Source organism: Psychrobacillus sp. FSL K6-4046 (genome assembly GCF_038624605.1).
Lineage (GTDB): Bacteria > Bacillota > Bacilli > Bacillales_A > Planococcaceae > Psychrobacillus.
Window position 1 is genome coordinate 3465280 of sequence record NZ_CP152020.1, and the last position, 16989, is coordinate 3482268.

16 protein-coding genes are annotated in these 16989 nt (G+C 38.2%); 4 read left to right on the top strand and 12 right to left on the bottom strand.

Annotation, left to right across the window (positions count from 1 at the left end):
* Positions 1 to 9: 9 nt before the first annotated feature.
* The 6 genes from MKY09_RS17045 to MKY09_RS17070 form a co-directional block, all read right to left on the bottom strand.
* On the bottom strand, positions 10 to 315 hold the full coding sequence (locus MKY09_RS17045) for a GNAT family N-acetyltransferase (RefSeq protein ID WP_342568263.1): 306 nt from the start codon (positions 313 to 315) through the stop codon (positions 10 to 12).
* A 10-nt stretch (positions 316 to 325) separates the two neighbouring features.
* Positions 326 to 1294 (bottom strand): ring-cleaving dioxygenase, encoded by a 969-nt coding sequence (locus tag MKY09_RS17050; protein ID WP_342567168.1) that lies wholly within the window; start codon positions 1292 to 1294, stop codon positions 326 to 328.
* A gap of 250 nt (positions 1295 to 1544) precedes the next feature.
* Positions 1545 to 2462, bottom strand: coding sequence for a DUF1002 domain-containing protein (locus MKY09_RS17055; RefSeq protein WP_169361366.1), 918 nt, complete (start codon positions 2460 to 2462; stop codon positions 1545 to 1547).
* A gap of 103 nt (positions 2463 to 2565) precedes the next feature.
* A complete protein-coding gene (locus MKY09_RS17060; protein ID WP_169361365.1) occupies positions 2566 to 3426 on the bottom strand; it encodes a S1-like domain-containing RNA-binding protein in 861 nt (286 codons plus the stop codon).
* A 242-nt stretch (positions 3427 to 3668) separates the two neighbouring features.
* On the bottom strand, positions 3669 to 4088 hold the full coding sequence (gene mntR, locus MKY09_RS17065) for a transcriptional regulator MntR (protein WP_169361364.1): 420 nt from the start codon (positions 4086 to 4088) through the stop codon (positions 3669 to 3671).
* A 537-nt stretch (positions 4089 to 4625) separates the two neighbouring features.
* Positions 4626 to 4892, bottom strand: a complete 267-nt coding sequence (locus MKY09_RS17070) for a late competence development ComFB family protein (protein ID WP_340881746.1) — start codon at positions 4890 to 4892, stop codon at positions 4626 to 4628.
* A gap of 116 nt (positions 4893 to 5008) precedes the next feature.
* Between MKY09_RS17070 and MKY09_RS17075 the strand changes: the two genes are divergently transcribed.
* Entirely contained in the window at positions 5009 to 5164 is a 156-nt protein-coding gene (locus tag MKY09_RS17075; RefSeq protein ID WP_169361363.1) for a lmo0937 family membrane protein, read from the top strand.
* Positions 5165 to 5432: 268 nt separating this feature from the next.
* Positions 5433 to 6791 (top strand): IS1182 family transposase, encoded by a 1359-nt coding sequence (locus MKY09_RS17080; protein ID WP_342568221.1) that lies wholly within the window; start codon positions 5433 to 5435, stop codon positions 6789 to 6791.
* Between the two features lie 131 nt (positions 6792 to 6922).
* Here MKY09_RS17080 and MKY09_RS17085 read toward each other — a convergent pair whose 3' ends face one another.
* The 6 genes from MKY09_RS17085 to MKY09_RS17110 all read right to left on the bottom strand — a co-directional run bounded on the left by MKY09_RS17085 (position 6923) and on the right by MKY09_RS17110 (position 14905).
* On the bottom strand, positions 6923 to 8032 hold the full coding sequence (locus MKY09_RS17085) for a GNAT family N-acetyltransferase (protein ID WP_298471477.1): 1110 nt from the start codon (positions 8030 to 8032) through the stop codon (positions 6923 to 6925).
* 165 nt (positions 8033 to 8197) lie between these two features.
* Complete coding sequence (locus tag MKY09_RS17090) at positions 8198 to 10324, bottom strand: heavy metal translocating P-type ATPase (protein ID WP_342567169.1); 2127 nt, start codon at positions 10322 to 10324, stop codon at positions 8198 to 8200.
* Positions 10321 to 10680 carry a metalloregulator ArsR/SmtB family transcription factor gene (locus tag MKY09_RS17095; protein ID WP_298471483.1) on the bottom strand — a complete coding sequence of 120 codons (360 nt, stop codon included), beginning with the start codon at positions 10678 to 10680 and terminating at the stop codon, positions 10321 to 10323. Before MKY09_RS17095 ends, MKY09_RS17090 begins: the two co-directional genes overlap by 4 nt.
* Positions 10681 to 11099: 419 nt before the next feature.
* Positions 11100 to 13457 carry a penicillin acylase family protein gene (locus MKY09_RS17100; RefSeq protein WP_342567170.1) on the bottom strand — a complete coding sequence of 786 codons (2358 nt, stop codon included), beginning with the start codon at positions 13455 to 13457 and terminating at the stop codon, positions 11100 to 11102.
* 148 nt (positions 13458 to 13605) lie between these two features.
* Positions 13606 to 14523, bottom strand: coding sequence for a UDP-N-acetylmuramate dehydrogenase (murB, locus tag MKY09_RS17105; protein ID WP_169358512.1), 918 nt, complete (start codon positions 14521 to 14523; stop codon positions 13606 to 13608).
* A gap of 76 nt (positions 14524 to 14599) precedes the next feature.
* Positions 14600 to 14905: a helix-turn-helix domain-containing protein gene (locus MKY09_RS17110; protein WP_169358511.1), complete on the bottom strand. Its 306-nt coding sequence runs from the start codon at positions 14903 to 14905 to the stop codon at positions 14600 to 14602.
* A 185-nt stretch (positions 14906 to 15090) separates the two neighbouring features.
* On the opposite strand from MKY09_RS17110, the gene MKY09_RS17115 reads away from it, so the two are divergent.
* Together MKY09_RS17115 and MKY09_RS17120 are read left to right on the top strand one after the other, a co-directional pair.
* Positions 15091 to 15618, top strand: coding sequence for a YceI family protein (locus MKY09_RS17115; RefSeq protein ID WP_298470914.1), 528 nt, complete (start codon positions 15091 to 15093; stop codon positions 15616 to 15618).
* 180 nt (positions 15619 to 15798) lie between these two features.
* Positions 15799 to 16986, top strand: a complete 1188-nt coding sequence (locus MKY09_RS17120) for a hypothetical protein (RefSeq protein ID WP_298470912.1) — start codon at positions 15799 to 15801, stop codon at positions 16984 to 16986.
* Positions 16987 to 16989 lie beyond the last annotated feature (3 nt).

The window sequence follows — 16989 nt, forward strand, 5'->3', positions numbered from 1 at the left end:
TGCCTTTTATTATGCCTTTAAGTCGTCGTATTCATCAGATTTAGCGAATGCATCTACTACGTATGAGCAAACAGGCTCCATTTTCAAATCGTTTTCTCGTGCATAGGAAGCGGCGTTGTCTAATAGTTTTTTTGCAATTCCTTGGCCTCTAAGCTTACTTGAAACGAAAGTATGGTCCATAACCATCACGTCTCCTAGCAGGGTCCACGTAATTTCACCAAGTCTTTCCCCATCGTCTATTACTTGATAGGCAAATACATCATTGCCAAGTTCTTTATATTGAAAATCCATTATCACACACTCCTTTTTATGAATCTTAACACAACTATTTATTAATTGACAACGGACGTAACTTTGCCTCAATTTCTGTACGTCGTTGCTCTAAAAAAGGAGGTAAAGCCAAAGTTTCACCTAGCGTTTCCAACTTTTCATCTGTATCAAATCCAGGTTCATCTGTAGAAAGCTCAAATAAGATTCCGTTAGGCTCTCTAAAATAGATCGCTTTAAAATAATGCCGATCTACAAGGCCCGAAGTTGTATAGCCTTTTGCTCGAAGGAGTTCTTCCCATCTAGGGTAATCATCCATATGAGGAATACGAAATGCCACATGATGAACACTTCCTCTTCCTGGTCTCTCTCTTGGTAAATCTTCTCTTGTTTCAATATGAACTTCTCCTGCTGGGCCACCTTTTCCTACAGAGTACACTTGAATATCAGGTGCATCCGTAATAGCAGAGCGGTAAGAACCAATTAAAGTGAATCCTAATACTTGCTCTAAAACTTTCTTTGTAGGCTCTGGATTTTTTAAAGTAAGTGTAACCGGACCTAAGCCTACTATAGCATTTTCTCCGCTTATCTCTTCCTTTATCCATGGCTCCCCAAATGGAATTCCATTGCCGTCATCTACAACTAGTCTCATCCTTGATCCTTCAAAATCCTCAAAATATAGAGTTTTTCTACCGAACATTTCGGAAATTTCATCATGAGGAACTTCAAGATCATGTAATCTCTTTTTCCAAAATTGCAAAGCTGCCTCACTTTTTACACGAAGCCCCGTGTTACTAATGCTTGACACTCCAGGATATGTTCTTCCTGCCATTGGTATGTCAAAATACGTCATATCCGTTCCAGGAGTCCCTACTGCATCAGCATAAAACAAATGATACGATGACGGATTATCCTGGTTTACACTTTTTTTAACTAAACGCATCCCCAATATTCTTGTAAAAAAATCATGATTTTTACTTATATCGGCGCTTACAGCAGAAACATGGTGAATTCCAGCCAATTTCATATGATAACCTCCATTTATCTCGAATTCGAGATATTTATTATACCTATTTTATCAAATACAATTTTTTAATGCAAATTTCCAACTTATTTATAGTAAGAGAATCGGACTAACTAATAGATAAATTAAAAGACGTGAAATCAGCAACAACTTGATTTCACGTCTTTCATTCTTTTAAAGGTAACTAATTTCTAATTAAAAATTTCTCTATTCTCATTGTTTAGAGAGGAGCCGGCGACTACTAGGGTTCCATTTAACTAAAAACAGAACGAATAGAATCGATTAGATTATTGAAAAAGTCTTTTACACTTTGCCAAAATCCTTCGTTATCTTTTATTTGATTAAACTTCTCTTCAATAGTTTTACTAAAGTCATTTAACTGATCTGACCATTTACTAAAATCGATGTCCAACTGACGTATACGGTCCATCAGGTCAATTAACAATTGGCGATCTTTATCAGATAGCTCAATCTTCAATTTGGAAAGCTGTTCCGAAACTATTTTCTCTACTTCTTCACGAGAGGCAGGGTTTTGTTCAGCAATTTGCTTTTTAATTTCTGTTAAAAGCTCTGTAACCTCTTCTTCGTTTACTCCAGCATCCTTAGAAAGAATCGTTGCCACTGATAACTCTTCATTTGCTACATCTGTCCGTTCTGGGTCAAGCTCTCCCCCAGTAACTTCATAGGCTTTATAAATACCAACTAGAGCAGAATGTCCTGTTACCGGCTTTGGAGCTGCAATATCTACCACCGCATCCTCAATTCCTGCTGTAAGCATTGCATTGGCATACATATCAGCAGTTACTTCTGTAATGTCATCAGGTGTCACTATGTTAATAACAAGACCCGAACCTGAATCTTTTCTAGTTATTTTTGCAGATGAAAACATTCTTGCTGAGGCATCACCATCTTTTAAATAGGTGGCTAAATCTTTTCCTGTCACAACAATTTCTTGTACATCTGATTTATCTGTAATTTTCAAGCTTTCTCTTACACTTTTCTTTTGGTCGTCAGTCAGGTTACCTCCGTATACAACAATCGGTGCACCAAATTTTTCATTGACTACTTCGGTTCCTGTTTCTCCATTTGTATCTGCCAACGCTACATTGGAATTGGCTAAAACTCCTACAACAAGAAAAATAGCTAACCATACTTGTACCATTTTTTTCATTCCCCTAAAACCCCTTTCTCTTGGTTGGTACTATCATTAGTACGTAAAAAGGAGTAAAAAGTTCCGATAATTATCGATGCTTTTTCCTCCTTATTATCTAATCCTATTGCTTCAATTCAGTCCAACCGTCCTGTTGAATAATTTTCTTTTCTTTCATTAGTTTACCTAGGGCACGTTTAAAGGCTGCCTTACTCATCGAAAACATTTCTTTAATTTCCTCAGGTGATGATTTATCCGTAAATGGCATCTTACCACCAACATCATTTAAATAACGGTAGATTGACTCCGCATCGTCACCCAAACGTTCATGCTTTCTAGGCAATAATGATCCATTTAGCGAGCCATCGTCCTTAGTATCTATGATACGAACAGTTAGGTCTTGTCCTAATCTTGGTTCTTCTACACGTTCAGATTCATGAACAAAAACGCGATAGTTTTCCGGGACACTTAGCAAAAATGTGCCTACAGGTAGGAGTCGATATGGTCTAGCTTGCAGGTTACTATTTAAAAGAGTTGTTGGTGCATCAATGTACAACTCCTCTACTCGGTCCTCTGTTGCCAGTCGACCAAAAAGCTCCCCTTCTCTATCCGTTCGTAGGGTCATATAGAGATGATCTCCTTGAGCAGGCCATAACTCTTTTATCTTAGGTAGATCCTCCGCCTTTACCTGAACCTCTTTTGAAGTACCAATATCGACGAATGCACCTTCTTTTTCTGAAACCTTAATCACTCTTGCCCAGCCATATGTTCCTTTTTGAATGGAAGGTAGCTGAGTAGTTGCAGATAGATTACCTCTTCTATCCACAAATAGAAAAACTTCAAGTGTGTCATCCTCTTTGAGTTCTTCTGGCGCCTCCGAAGCATTTAAAGCTATTTCCGTGTCTTTATGCTGAAGAATCCATTTGGATCCTTCCTTGGATTTTACTTGTAATTTTAAAATTTCACCTGATAATAATTCTGTCAAAGTTACCGCTCTCCTTCTGACCATACTTTTTAGTTGGTCTTTACCTACTATTTATAAATCTATAGTTTTGTTAATTCTGTAAAATTAGATTGTTCTCCTAGTTCAAGGAGATTTAGTGTAGCTTACTTATATTCTTTTCCAAATATATAATTTGAATTCGCTTAAGTTGTGAGTTTATGTACCTTTTCTTAATTCCCTTATAACCTATTCAATTGCAAGGTAAACTTTTATAGTCATTCCATTTAGTCGTTTAAGTCTCTTCTTAGCTCTAGTAGCTTTGTTTGAATAGAAGTATCATCTTCTAATATAAGAACTAAGTCTGAAATCCGGTCTATTGAGTTCCAGCTTAAATGATGTTCGATTCCTTCCACGTCTGCATAAATATTCTCTTCTTCTACACCGATTAAACGTAAAAAATCCTCTAACAATTCATGACGCTTTACTAGCTTTTTCCCTAGCTTCATCCCTTTGTTTGTTAGAGTAAGTCCACGATATTTTTCATATATTAAAAACCCATCTTTATCTAATTTCTGAACCATTTTGGTTACTGAAGATGGTAGTACTGATAATGCTTCTGCAATGTCAGACACACGAGCATAACCCTTCTGTTCAATAAGTATATAAATTTGTTCTATATGGTCTTCCATGCTTGGTGTTGGCATATTAATCTTCCTTTCATCCGTTCTTACTTATTTTACTACAATAGGCTGGCCTTCTCAATTTAAGTTAGGTTCTTACCTTTTTAAGTAGGCTATGTTAAAGGCTAGGGTTGATTTATGATGTGCTCTAAATCGGCAAGGCAAGTAGAATTAATTTCCGCGCCAACCGGACGCTTTTTCGCGGGGTGAGCGATAAGCCATCACCCATCCCGCAGGAGTCGCCGTCTGGCGCTCCAATCAATAAATGGAGAACGGCTTTAATTTATATAGTTCTATTTATAAATCACTCGTATAAACAAAGCCGTAAAAATAACTCCAACACACTTCAAAAATTATTTATGAATAGTCATTTAAATTGTACAGTCGGAATCAAAAGAAATGTTTAGTTAAAATCAACCAATAACTTTAACATAGCTTTTAAGTAAATAAAATTACTACCGTTAGTATAACTAGTTCACTTCTTTTATTATACTCTCACATAGAATAACTCAATCCTCGGACTAAAGTATAAAAGAACCTTATCATAAGACAAGGCTCTTTTTATCTATGAGGATATTTTCCAACGACATGAATAGAATGGATAATTCTTTTATTAATCCACTCTAAGTTTTCTAATGTATTCATCCGTTCAAAAACAGCCTTTCTCCCTTTTTCGGTTGTTACATAATGGGTCGGAAGTGTATTTAAGCTTAATGCAATAATGTCTAATTCACATTGAGGACACTTACAAAACGTTTGATATTCTGACCCTCTCATCAATACTCTCACAAGGCTCTGAACGATTTCTTCCATAACGTTTGTTAACAATTCTATCCTTCTTTCATTATTCAAAAATTATTATTTATGTTTAACCTGTAATACCCCGGGGTATCTAATTAATAATAACACGTATTAATAATTTTAAGAAGAAAGGATGACTTATAATGGGTAGAATTTTATGGGGCATTGTCGTAGTACTTATTGTACTATGGTTGTTAGGCCTACTTTTAGACTTTGGCGGAGGATTAATCCATACGCTGTTAATTATTGCAGGTATTATTTTCGTAATTCAACTTGTCACTGGTAGACGAGCCGTCTGACAAAAGGGGTTGCCATTAGGCAACCCCTCAGACTGTAGACAAACTCCAAAAATTTTGGAGTTTGCCTACAGTCTTTTTTCTTTTAAAATAGAAGTAACGCGAGGAAGAGTTGATTTCCGCTACGAACGGACGCTTTCCGCGGGCACGGCTTCAGCCGCTTCCCTCGCTGCGCTCAGTCCAGGGTCTTCAGCTCGCGCTGTTCCCGCTGGAGTCGCCGTTCTTCGCTCCAATCAACGGGGCCTTCTAAAAAATGAATGAGGTGATGGATATGATGACGAAAAATCAAACCAATGAACGCGAACAATTAGAAATCTTGACTATTGAACAGTTGGTACCACAAGACCACCTTGTTCGTAAGTTAGATGAGGCAATTGATTTTTCCTTTATCTATCCATTGGTTGAAAATCTTTATTCGACAATAGGGAGACCTAGTATCGACCCAGTGGTACTTATCAAGATGACTTTTATCCAATATACCTTTGGTATACGGTCCATGCGCCAAACCATTAAAGAGATTGAAACCAACATGGCATACCGATGGTTTCTAGGCTTTGGTTTCCATACCGAGGTTCCCCATTTCTCAACTTTCGGGAAAAACTATGTCCGTCGTTTTGCAGACACAGATCTATTTGAGCAGATTTTCTACAGAGTATTAAAGGAGGTCGCAGATCGTGGGCTCCTAAGCCCGGATCATGTCTTTATTGATTCGACCCATGTGAAAGCTAGTGCGAATAAGAGAAAGTTTGAGAAGAAGGTTGTTCGTAAAGAGACGCGGGCTTATGAAAAGAGGCTCCAGGAGGAGCTCAACCTCGACCGGGAAAAGCATGGGAAGAAACCATTCCCACCTGAAAAGTTTGAAAAGGAAGAGTACAAGGAGATTAAGGAATCGACAACAGATCCTGAAAGTGGTTACTACGTAAAAGATGAACGGACAAAGCAGTTCGCCTATTCTTTTCATGCTGCAACAGACGAGAAGGGTTTTGTGCTTGCAAACATTGTCACACCTGGAAATGTTCACGACAGCCATATGCTTGAACCACTGGTTCAGAAGGTCATCGACCGGGTGGGACGCCCAGTCGTTGTTGCCGCTGATGCAGCCTACAAGACACCAGCTATTGCGAATTTCCTTTTAGAGAATCATGTCCTTCCTGCACTTCCGTACAAACGACCAATGACAAAAGAAGACTTCTTTAAAAAACACGAGTATGTTTATGACGAACATTATGACTGCTATCTCTGTCCCGAAGGACAGGTTCTTAACTACCGAACAACAACGAAGGAAGGTTATCGCCAGTATGCCTCAACTCCTTCTATTTGTGCCACGTGTCCAGTGATTGACCAATGCACGCAGAGTAAGAATAAACAAAAGATGATTCAACGTCATATCTGGCAAGATTATTTGGATGTAGCTGAGGACTTACGTCATAACTATGAAATGAAAGAAATTTATGGGAAGCGTAAAGAGACGATCGAGCGTGTCTTTGCCGATGCCAAAGAAAAGCATGGTATGCGATGGACAACCTTAAAGGGTCTTAAAAAATTGTCCATGCAGGCGATGCTAACTTTTGCTGCCTTAAATCTTAAGAAGTTGGCCAGCTGGACCTGGAAAATGCCAAAAATGGCGTAAAACAAAAAAATCGAGAGTTGAATTAGCTCTTTTTCCAGAATGTAAACTGTGATAATAGCAAAAGGGTTGGAAATCGTTTCGATTTCCAACCCTTTTGTCTACACTCTGAGGGGTTGCCATTAGGCAACCCCTTATCTTTTTGTCTTTGCATAAATACAAGTATCTCTTAATCTCTTACCATCAGCAGATAAGGAATCATGGTGAAGAGTCCCTTCTAGTGTATAATTTAATCTTTCCGCAACTGAACGACTTCTTACATTTTCACTGTCACAACGGATTTCAACTCGATTAGCTTTTAACTCCTCAAAGGCAAACGTAGTAATACGTTCAACTGCTTCAGTCATCAAGCCCTTACCTTCAAATTTACTATCAATCCAATAGCCAATCTCAAACTTTCTAACATCCCAATCAATTCGATGAAGTCCAGAACACCCGACGAATTCTCCTGTTTCCTTTAAAAACAAATGCAGTCGAAGATCCTTGCGAGTGATAAAATCTGCTACTGCCTGTCGAAGATTTTGAACTCTTTGCTCAAGCGACTCCTTTTCTTGCGCCCAAGGCATCCAGTCCTTTAATGCATGCTGGGAAGCTAGCACTGCTTTTTGAACTGCCTCTGCATCCGCGACTTTAGGTGCTCGGATGATTAATCTTTCCGTATAAAATTCTTCTGGGAAGACCAATTCTTCTTTTACCTTTTCGATAATATGAAAGTCATCGTCCCACTTTACTGGAGTCGAAGTTCCTTTTATAAAATCGTCTCTCGTCATTCCGTATGTAACTGCATCATAGTACGATCCTTCTTTAGGTGAAAACCATGCCTGACGCAGCTGTGCTTCTTTAACAAAGCCTGCACGCTCAAACGTTTTTCTCATAGCAAAATTGTCTTGGCGCGTATGACCCTCTAAGCGAATTTTCCCTTCTGGAAGATTAAATACATATTCAGTAATCTTTTTTAAAGCAAGTGGCCCATATCCTCTTCCTCTGGCTTCATCCGCTATTCTTAAGTCAAAGAGAGGAATTTCATCCTGTAAATCATAGATTTTTACAATTCCAACTTTTTCATCTTGATCGTTCTCCACCCAAAAAGTTTTTACTTCATCAGATTGATATCCACCCTCTTCAATTGTCTTTTCAATCAACTCTCGTACAGGATGAGAATTCCCATGATATGGCCATGTATTCGTTGTCATAAAATGTATCAGTTGCTCTTGCTCTTCCATCGTCCATTCTGTAAGCTTCATATTGATAACCCTCCAAACCTAGTAATAATATATCTCGTCCTCTTTTAAACAATGAAATTTATATATTTTAAAAAATAAAGTAGAATTGACTTTCGGCCTCGGTGGACGCTTTCCGCATGAGTGAGCGATAAGCGAGCACCAAAGAGCCTATTTGTACTGTCTTATTTACTTCTTTGCTTCTTCAAGCTCTTTTCCATTGCTAAACTTATTTAATAATCGTAAAGAGTTTAAGACTACTAGCAATGTAGCCCCCATATCTGCAAATATGGCAATCCATAGCGTTAACCAACCAGGAATAATAAGAAGAAGAGCTATAATCTTTAACCCTAATGCAAACATAATATTTTCTTTAATAATATGCAATGCTTTTCTACTCAAGCTAATAGTATAAGGTAATTTTTCTAAGTCATCGGCCATTAAGGCAACGTCCGCCGTTTCCAACGCAGCGTCCGTTCCTGCTCCACCCATAGCTATGCCGACATTGGCAGCGGCTAGAGCAGGGGAATCATTTACTCCATCTCCAATCATAGCAACTGCTCCATACTTTTCTTTTAATCTCTCAATAGCCATTAGTTTTTGATCAGGCATTAACCCTGCATTCACATCGGTTATACCCAGTTGAGCAGCAATAGCATTTGCCGTATTTGGATCGTCACCAGTTAGCATAACAGTATGCTTTATCCCAATGTCCTTTAAATCTTGTAACACCTTACTGCTGGTAGAACGTATTGGGTCTGCAATGGCAACGAAGCCTCTATAAGTCCCTTCCTCTGTTGCAAGGATTACCGTATTTCCTTCCATTTGAAGTTTCTCAACCTTTCGAAGAACATCCTCTGAAATTAAACTTATCGTTTTTATCCAAGCAACGCTACCTACTGACCATTTTATACCATTTACGACTGCTTCCGCACCTTTCCCTGTTAGCGATTTAAATTCGTCCACTTCAATTGGATGGATACTGTTATTAGCACCATACTCCACAATGGCTTTAGCTAGTGGGTGTTGAGAGTACGCTTCAATAGACATTATATTTTGGATAAAATCCTTTGAAGAGGCTGCTTCCACATATGTTACTTCTGGATAGCCTTTCGTAAGAGTACCCGTTTTATCGAATGCAATTGCCTCGATTCGTCCAATCTCCTCTAAATGAACCCCACCCTTTATCAACACGCCATGCTTTGCCGCATTTCCAATTGCTGTAACAATTGCTACTGGCGTTGATACTACTAAGGCACAAGGACAGCCTACAACTAAAACAGCAAGACCTTGGTAAATCCACAGCTTCCAGTCGCCACCTAGAAGTGGAGGAATAATCGCCACCAAAAATGCGATACCAATTATCGCAGGGGTGTAGTACTTTGCAAACTTATCTACAAAACGTTGAGAAGGAGCTTTTTCTGCTTGCGCTTCTTCCACTAAATGAATAATTTTGGCTATGGTGGTATCTTCTACACGTTTCGTTACTTCGATTTCTAATGAGCCCTCTTCATTTAGCGTACCTGCAAAAACATCTTCCCCTTTTGTTTTGACTACAGGAACAGATTCCCCCGTAATGGATGCCTGGTTTACTGTTGAGCTTCCTTTTAATACAATCCCGTCCATTGCAATTTTTTGTCCGGGTTTCACGATCAGCACATCACCAATTTGTATAAACTCGGTATCTAATTCGATTAACTCATTGTTCCGACGTACAATTGCTGTCGGTGGAGCGATATCCATTAATTCACTAATCGATTGCCTAGCCTTATTCATGGAATATGCCTCTAAAGCTTCACTTAACGCAAACAAGAAGACAACAACCGCTCCCTCGCGCCATTCCCCAATGATGGCAGCACCAATTATTGCAATTGTCATTAGTGTCTTCATATCGAAGTAAAAGCGTGTTAAGTTGATAAACCCTCCCTTAAATAAGTCAAATCCACCGATTGCGATGGATAATACAAATAAGGAAAGAGCTACAGGATGAGATTCCTCATAAACAAAAGAAGCAACGACTCCTCCTATTAAAAAAATTAAAGATATCAATGTTACAACATTCTCTTTACGTTTTAAAAAAGGGGTCTTTTCTATTTTTCGTTGCGAAACAGGTACAACCTTGATGCCATCAAATGCACCAGCCTTTTCTATTTCCTCGACAGTTACGTCACCTATGACAGAAACTTTAGCTGCTCCAAAGTTAACGGTTGCTTCCTGTACAGTTGGAAGACTTTTTATATTATTTTCAAACTTCCTCGCACAATTGGCGCAGGATAAGTTTTCTAAACGATATTCCTTTTTTTCTACGTTATTCATGTTCCCACCTCTTCTAGAGAATGCTCATATGCGATCTTAACAAGCTCATTAACATGATCATCTGCTAAAGAGTAATAAACGAGTTTTCCCTTACGTCGAGATTTCGCTAAAGACAAGTCCTTAAGAAAACGAAGATGATGGGATGCAGTTGCCACTGATGAGCCAATTATTTCGCTTACGTCACAAACACATAACTCCTCTTCAACCGTTAAGGCATAGGCAATTTTAAGTCTTGTTTCGTCCGCTAATGCTTTAAAAAGCATGACTAACTTTGTTAAATCTGGAATCTGTTGTTTTACCTCTTCTACTATTGTTTCATTAACTTTTGTTACTTCACATACATCATTAGACTGCATTTGAGCACCTCATTCAAATAGTTGTTTGATTGTTCCTCTATTATATGTTCGGATAATTCTAAAATCAACCATCATTCAAATATATATTTGAATGAATAAATGTTTTGTTCCACAATGACAAACAAGAAAAGCGCAACCGCCTATCTCTGCCCCGACAGCCAAATGGAGAAAAGCGAGGAGGCAGTTCCTCAGCCACCGGAGCTTTTATCCATTTGACCCCGAGGGGCAAGGCGGTGGAGCTAGACATCAATTTATCCACAGGTTTAGAACTTTATAGTTTCCTAAACAACTAAAAAGGCACTTTTGTTCAAATTGAACAGAAGTGCCTTCTAATTGTCTGGATAACCACATACGTTCGAGTTTCCAAACCCTTAATAAAATTACTAGATTTCATTTGACGACGCTCTTACTTCATTTCTTTAATCTGCCTTTAATATTAATTCAAAGCCATCCTTTATGTCGCCGTTAATCACCGTAGTGTGATAATTACCATTCGCCCAATCTCTTACCTGGCTATGGTACCACTCTGATTTAATGTGTCCACTTTGCCCTGGCCCTACAATGTGATAGGCCTTGGAGAGATCAGCTAAATCAGCTACAAATCTCCAGGATGCACCGTGATTTACGCTTCCGTCTTCTTTATAACCTGCTGCTTGAACGGTAATGTTAGATCCACCTATTGGTACTGGTTTAGGGTTTAAAAAGTAACCAAGTATAGGAGAGGCACCTGAAATTGGATGATCAAACGTTAATTGATGATAGTCTCCCCATTTCCATTTGGCTTCGTTTTTCCCAAAATCCTCTTTAATTTCATTTATTGCAATTGTGAAAGAATCGTAGACCCACTTATCTACTCCACCGTACTCCTCTAACCAAGCACTTGCTTCGCTTTTATACCCTTTCCGTAATAATTGATCTGAAATATTGCCCTTTCCAGGTAACATGGCATAAACGTCCTCAGGCATTTGCTCCTTAAACATTGTTTTTGGAAGCTGCTTCATCCATTTATGAAAAACTAATGGTGCTGACTGATCTTTATCATCAACATGATCCCATTTCTTTAACACATTTAGAACTTCATTATATTTATCATCGCTATCTTGCTTTTCTACCGACTCTACCATGGAAGCTAAAAATTCACGCGCATATAAATTTTTTTGATCCATCTGTAGTGTCATCATATCTTCCTTAGTTAACTCACTTTTACTTGCCAACACTTCAGCAATTCTTTCGTAACGATAAGATTGCGCCCAAAAATCAGTTATATGGTATAAATAGGACTCATCGACAACCTCATTATTTGCTGTTGCAATAAAACCTTCTTCAGGATTAACAACCTTAGGCAGTTCTGTATAAGGTACATAACCAGTCCAGCCAAATTCGTTAGAATCGCCCGGAACCGGAAGCTGTCCATCACCTGTTTTACGGACCGGTATCCTACCATTAGCTTTATAAGCGATTGTCCCATCCTTTGCGGCAAATACAAAGTTTTGTGCTGGAGCATGAAAGTCCTCTAAAGCACTCTCAAACTCCTCCCAACTAGAGGACTTATTCATTTTTAATATAGCCTGTAATTCTAAAGTAGGCTCTAACGCTGTCCACTGCATAGAAAATAATGCAGAAGGATCCTCTTCCTTGAAAAGCACATCAGAAATAATTGGTCCATGGCGTGTCACCAACACCTCAAATGGCACGTCCTCTTCTCCCTTTACTTTGATATTCGTTTTACGAATAGCTGCCTGTTCCCATTTACCCTCATACATAAATTTCGTGCGATCATCTGGGTTTGGTGTTTCAATATATAAGTCCTGTACATCGGGCCCAACATTTGTTACTCCCCATGCCACTTCTTCGTTATGTCCTAAAATAATACCAGGTATTCCGGCGAATATTACACCACTTACATTTTGACTCGGTGACTCTAAATGCATTTGATACCAAATCGACGGGGTGCTTAAACCCAAATGTGGATCATCTGCCAGAAGCGGCATTCCACTAGCAGTCTTTTCTCCAATAACAACCCAGTTATTACTTCCATTAAATTCATTAGGTAGAATAGCTGCATCAAATCTACCACTAACAGCAACTGGATTACTTAAATTTGCCTCAATAATAGAAGGTGCATCCTCTGGATAAGTGATAAATAGTTCTTCCGCCTTTTCTTGCTCAAACTCATTAATTGCCCAATGGCGAAGTGCTAGGCTTGACCAATTTCCACCTAAATCATATGCCATAAATTTACCGACAGCCAAAGAGTCAATTGGAGACCATTCTCTCGGTTCATAGCCTAATAGTTTAAATTCATAACTGAGCTTTCCCTCTTCTATAGCATAATCAATGAATTCATTTACCCCTTCTGTATACCACTTCAAAACCTGCTTTGCTTCGTCACTATAGCCGGCGTAGGATTTCTCAGCTGCATCTCGAAGGCTAAAGGTTAAAAAGAATTTATCTGTATCTAATGCCCCTTTACCAACTACCTCTGCTAGTTGGCCGCTCGCCTGCCTCCTAGCTAAATCCATCTGAAATAAACGATCCTGTGCTTGCACAAATCCTTGAGCACGATAAAGATCTTCATCACTCTGAGCTTTAATATGAGGAACCCCATCCTGATCCCGTACAACCTGAACGTCTTCATTCAATACTTTTACTGCCAGCTCTCCTCGAATAATAGGCTTAGTGTTAGACAAAAAAACATTTAAGCCTACTACAACCACAATTACAATAGCCACTAGTATTCCTAATATCCAAAGAAGTACCTTCCTGCCTTTCTTCAAATAATTACCCCCTTTGTATTTCTATGTCATAATTCGACAAAACAAGGTAAACCCCTGCCCATCATTTTAAATTTCTTGGAATAGAGCCTGATACTTGAAGATAAAAAAAGCCCCATGAATAATGTATATTCATAGGACTAGATTTATATTATTTACTATTTTCCCCAACTATTTTAACTTCTAGTTCTAACTCAACCCCGAAGTTATCATGCACTGCTTTTTTCACCATTTCAATTGTATTTATATAATCTGTAGCAGTTGCATTATTCTTATTGACGATAAAACCTGCATGTTTAGTAGATACCTCTGCTCCACCAAAGCCCTTCCCTTGTAAACCACTATCCTGGATTAGCTTACCAGCAAAGTATCCAGGCGGTCGTTTAAACACACTTCCAGCAGAAGGATACTCTAATGGCTGCTTAGACTCTCGTTGGAAGGTTAAATCAGCAATTTTAGCATTTACTTCTTCTGGGTTTCCAGGCTTCAGCTCAAATTCAGCCGATAAGACATAGTAACCTTCTTTTGTAATTATGCTTTTACGATACTCTAACTCCAGCTCTTCCTTTGAAAGTACCAGTTTTTCACCTTCAGGAGTAAGAACAGTACACTGCAAAATTACATCCTTGATTTCTCCGCCATAAGCTCCTGCATTCATTGCCATTGCTCCACCAACTGTTCCAGGAATTCCACAAGCAAATTCCAAACCTGTCAACGATTCCTTTGCAGCGGCTTTGGAGACATCTATAATAGCAGCTCCACTTTCAGCATATACATGATTACCTTCAATAACAATTTTATCTAGTTTCTCTAAGCAAAGAACAACGCCACGTACTCCACCGTCTCTGACAACCATATTAGAACCATTACCTAACAATAACAGTGGGATATTGTTTTTATGAGTATAGTCAACTATAAAAGCTGCTTCTTGCTCGTTTTCAGGTGTAACAAATAAGTCAGCCATGCCACCCATGCGAGTCATCGTGTGTACATGAAGAGCTTCGTCTATTTTCACATTACTTGGATCTAGCTTTGTAATTAATTCTTTGTACCATACTTGTTTGTTCAAAAAAGACAATCCTTTCTTCTTTAACCTATCACCTTACATACTATGCGTTTACCTATATAAACTTTCAAGTGTCTTATTATAACCAATCCTTGGACCAGGTTTCAATCCCAGTTATAACTTCCTTAAGAGCCATACCTTTATCCGTTAAATTATACTCTACTCGAACTGGAACCTCAGAAAAAAGTGTTCTTTGAACAATCCCTTCTCTTTCCAATTCTTTTAATCGCTCGGACAACAAACGTCCACTTATAGGAAGAGAAGACTCTATCTCATTAAACCTCTTAGAACCGTCTAATAATTGATAAATAATTAAAGTTGTCCATCTTTTACCTAACAATTCCATTGCCTTGGAAAGTCGCGGACATAATGATAATTCCTTCATATTAATCACCTCTATCACTAAGTATTATACGCCTGTTCATATTTTTTGTAAAACCAAAGTAATTAAATTACTTGACGTAATTATATTATTAATTTATAGTTACTTACATAAAGTAACCAAAAGTTACTCTCAAACTATTACGTTTGAATTTGCTATTAAAAACAGAAATGTAGGAGGAAATGAAAATGACAAAATTTAATTTGGACGCTGCACATTCTAGTATCGATTTTTCTGTAAAACACATGATGGTATCTAAAGTAAAAGGTAGCTTTACTCACTTTACTGCTGATTTAGAGGGTACGGCCGAGGATTTAACTGGCGCATCTATCACTTTTAATATTGATGTTAATTCAATCAATACGAACCACGAGGATCGTGATAATCACTTACGTGGCGAGGATTTCTTTGATGCAGAGAAATACCCATCTATAACATTTGAGGCTACTGAAATTCAAAACACTGACATAGGCGAATACGATGTAACTGGTAACTTAACTATTAAAGATGTAACTAAGCCTGTGACTTTTGAAGTGGAATACGGTGGTAAAGGTAAAAATCCTTGGGGACAGGAAGTAGTTGCTTTCTCAGCGGAGACTAAGGTAAATCGTAAAGAGTTTGGCTTAGTTTGGAACCAGGCACTTGAAACAGGCGGCGTGTTAGTCGGCGAAGATATCAAAATTTCAGTAGAGTTAGAGCTAAATCCTGCTGAATAACTTTTAATATTAAAGGGCATTCCACTAAAAATGGAATGCCCTTTTCCTATTGCTATATGAAAACACTTACATTTTCACTTCAATAAATTAATTATTCTGAAATATATTATATACTTTATTCTAGTAAAGTTTTATGTTAATCTATTGATTATTCTTTATTATCTGAAAGGACGGAAAATTATGCCACAAATGGTCGCTTTGGTTCTCGTTATCGCTATTTTATTTATTGGAGAATTAGTCTCCACTCGGACAAAGGCTTGGATCCCTTCTGTTTTCGTTTCAGCCGTCCTTTTTATCATTGGCTATTGGACTTTTTTCCCAAAAGAAATTGTATCTATAGCAGGAGTGCCACCCGTAGTTGCAACTATGATGATCTATTTGCTAATTACAAATATGGGGACACTTCTTTCTCTTAAACAGTTAAAGGAACAATGGAAAACTATTTTAATATCTTTAGCTGGAATTCTAGGTATAATTGTCGCACTATTCACAATTGGTATTCTATTGTTCGATTTTGAAACAGTTGTTGTGGCGATTCCACCCTTGGTTGGTGGTGTTGTTTCTGCTTTAATCATGTCAGAAGGTGCCGCAAATGCAGGGCTCACTACTTTATCTGTGTTTGCCATCGTTATTTATGTCATGCAAGGATTTGCAGGGTATCCCCTCACGTCAATTGTTCTCAAGAAAGAAGGTAAGTATCTTTTAAACAAATTCCGTCAGGGAGAACTAACTATTGACGGAAATGTGGAAAATTCAACGGTGGATACAAAAGAAGAACTTAAAATGTTTAAAAAGCTACCTGCCAAATACAATACGGATTATTTCAAGCTATTTAGACTGGCCTTTGTCGGGTTCCTAGCCTATGGGGTTTCTACACTTTTAAACCCTATTATTGAAATTAGTCCCTTTGTTCTTTGCTTATTATTCGGTATTATCTCAGGAAGCATCGGTTTCTTAGAACGCAATGTACTTCAAAAGGCAAACAGTTTCGGTATTTGTATACTAGTTTTAATGCTTTTTGTTTTCGACGCTTTAAAAAATGCAACTCCTTCTATGATTATGGAAATCCTATATCCGTTAGTCGGTACAATCATCTTAGGAGTAATTGGTATGTACATATTCTCATTCATCATCGGAAAGATATTAAAGGTAAGTAAAAACATGGCGTTTGCTGTTTCCTTAACTGCACTTTACGGTTTCCCTGCAGACTACATTATTACAAACGAAGTGATCAAGGCCTTAACCGAGGATGAGAAGGAACGAGAAGTTTTAACTAGCCACATGCTCCCACCAATGCTAGTTGGGGGATTCATTAGTGTAACCATTGTATCTGTTGTACTCGCTGGTATCTTCGTAGGATTCTTATAAGGA

Excerpts from the sequence above, each read along its gene's own strand:
- MKY09_RS17085 (WP_298471477.1), bottom strand. The coding sequence starts at position 8,032 with ATGAAGCTTACAGAATGGACGATGGAAGAGCAAGAGCAACTGATACAT.
- MKY09_RS17055 (WP_169361366.1), bottom strand. The coding sequence starts at position 2,462 with ATGAAAAAAATGGTACAAGTATGGTTAGCTATTTTTCTTGTTGTAGGA.
- MKY09_RS17095 (WP_298471483.1), bottom strand. The coding sequence starts at position 10,680 with ATGCAGTCTAATGATGTATGTGAAGTAACAAAAGTTAATGAAACAATA.
- MKY09_RS17090 (WP_342567169.1), bottom strand. The coding sequence starts at position 10,324 with ATGAATAACGTAGAAAAAAAGGAATATCGTTTAGAAAACTTATCCTGC.
- MKY09_RS17120 (WP_298470912.1), top strand. The coding sequence starts at position 15,799 with ATGCCACAAATGGTCGCTTTGGTTCTCGTTATCGCTATTTTATTTATT.
- MKY09_RS17050 (WP_342567168.1), bottom strand. The coding sequence starts at position 1,294 with ATGAAATTGGCTGGAATTCACCATGTTTCTGCTGTAAGCGCCGATATA.
- MKY09_RS17115 (WP_298470914.1), top strand. The coding sequence starts at position 15,091 with ATGACAAAATTTAATTTGGACGCTGCACATTCTAGTATCGATTTTTCT.
- mntR (WP_169361364.1), bottom strand. The coding sequence starts at position 4,088 with ATGCCAACACCAAGCATGGAAGACCATATAGAACAAATTTATATACTT.
- MKY09_RS17075 (WP_169361363.1), top strand. The coding sequence starts at position 5,009 with ATGGGTAGAATTTTATGGGGCATTGTCGTAGTACTTATTGTACTATGG.
- MKY09_RS17110 (WP_169358511.1), bottom strand. The coding sequence starts at position 14,905 with ATGAAGGAATTATCATTATGTCCGCGACTTTCCAAGGCAATGGAATTG.
- MKY09_RS17080 (WP_342568221.1), top strand. The coding sequence starts at position 5,433 with ATGATGACGAAAAATCAAACCAATGAACGCGAACAATTAGAAATCTTG.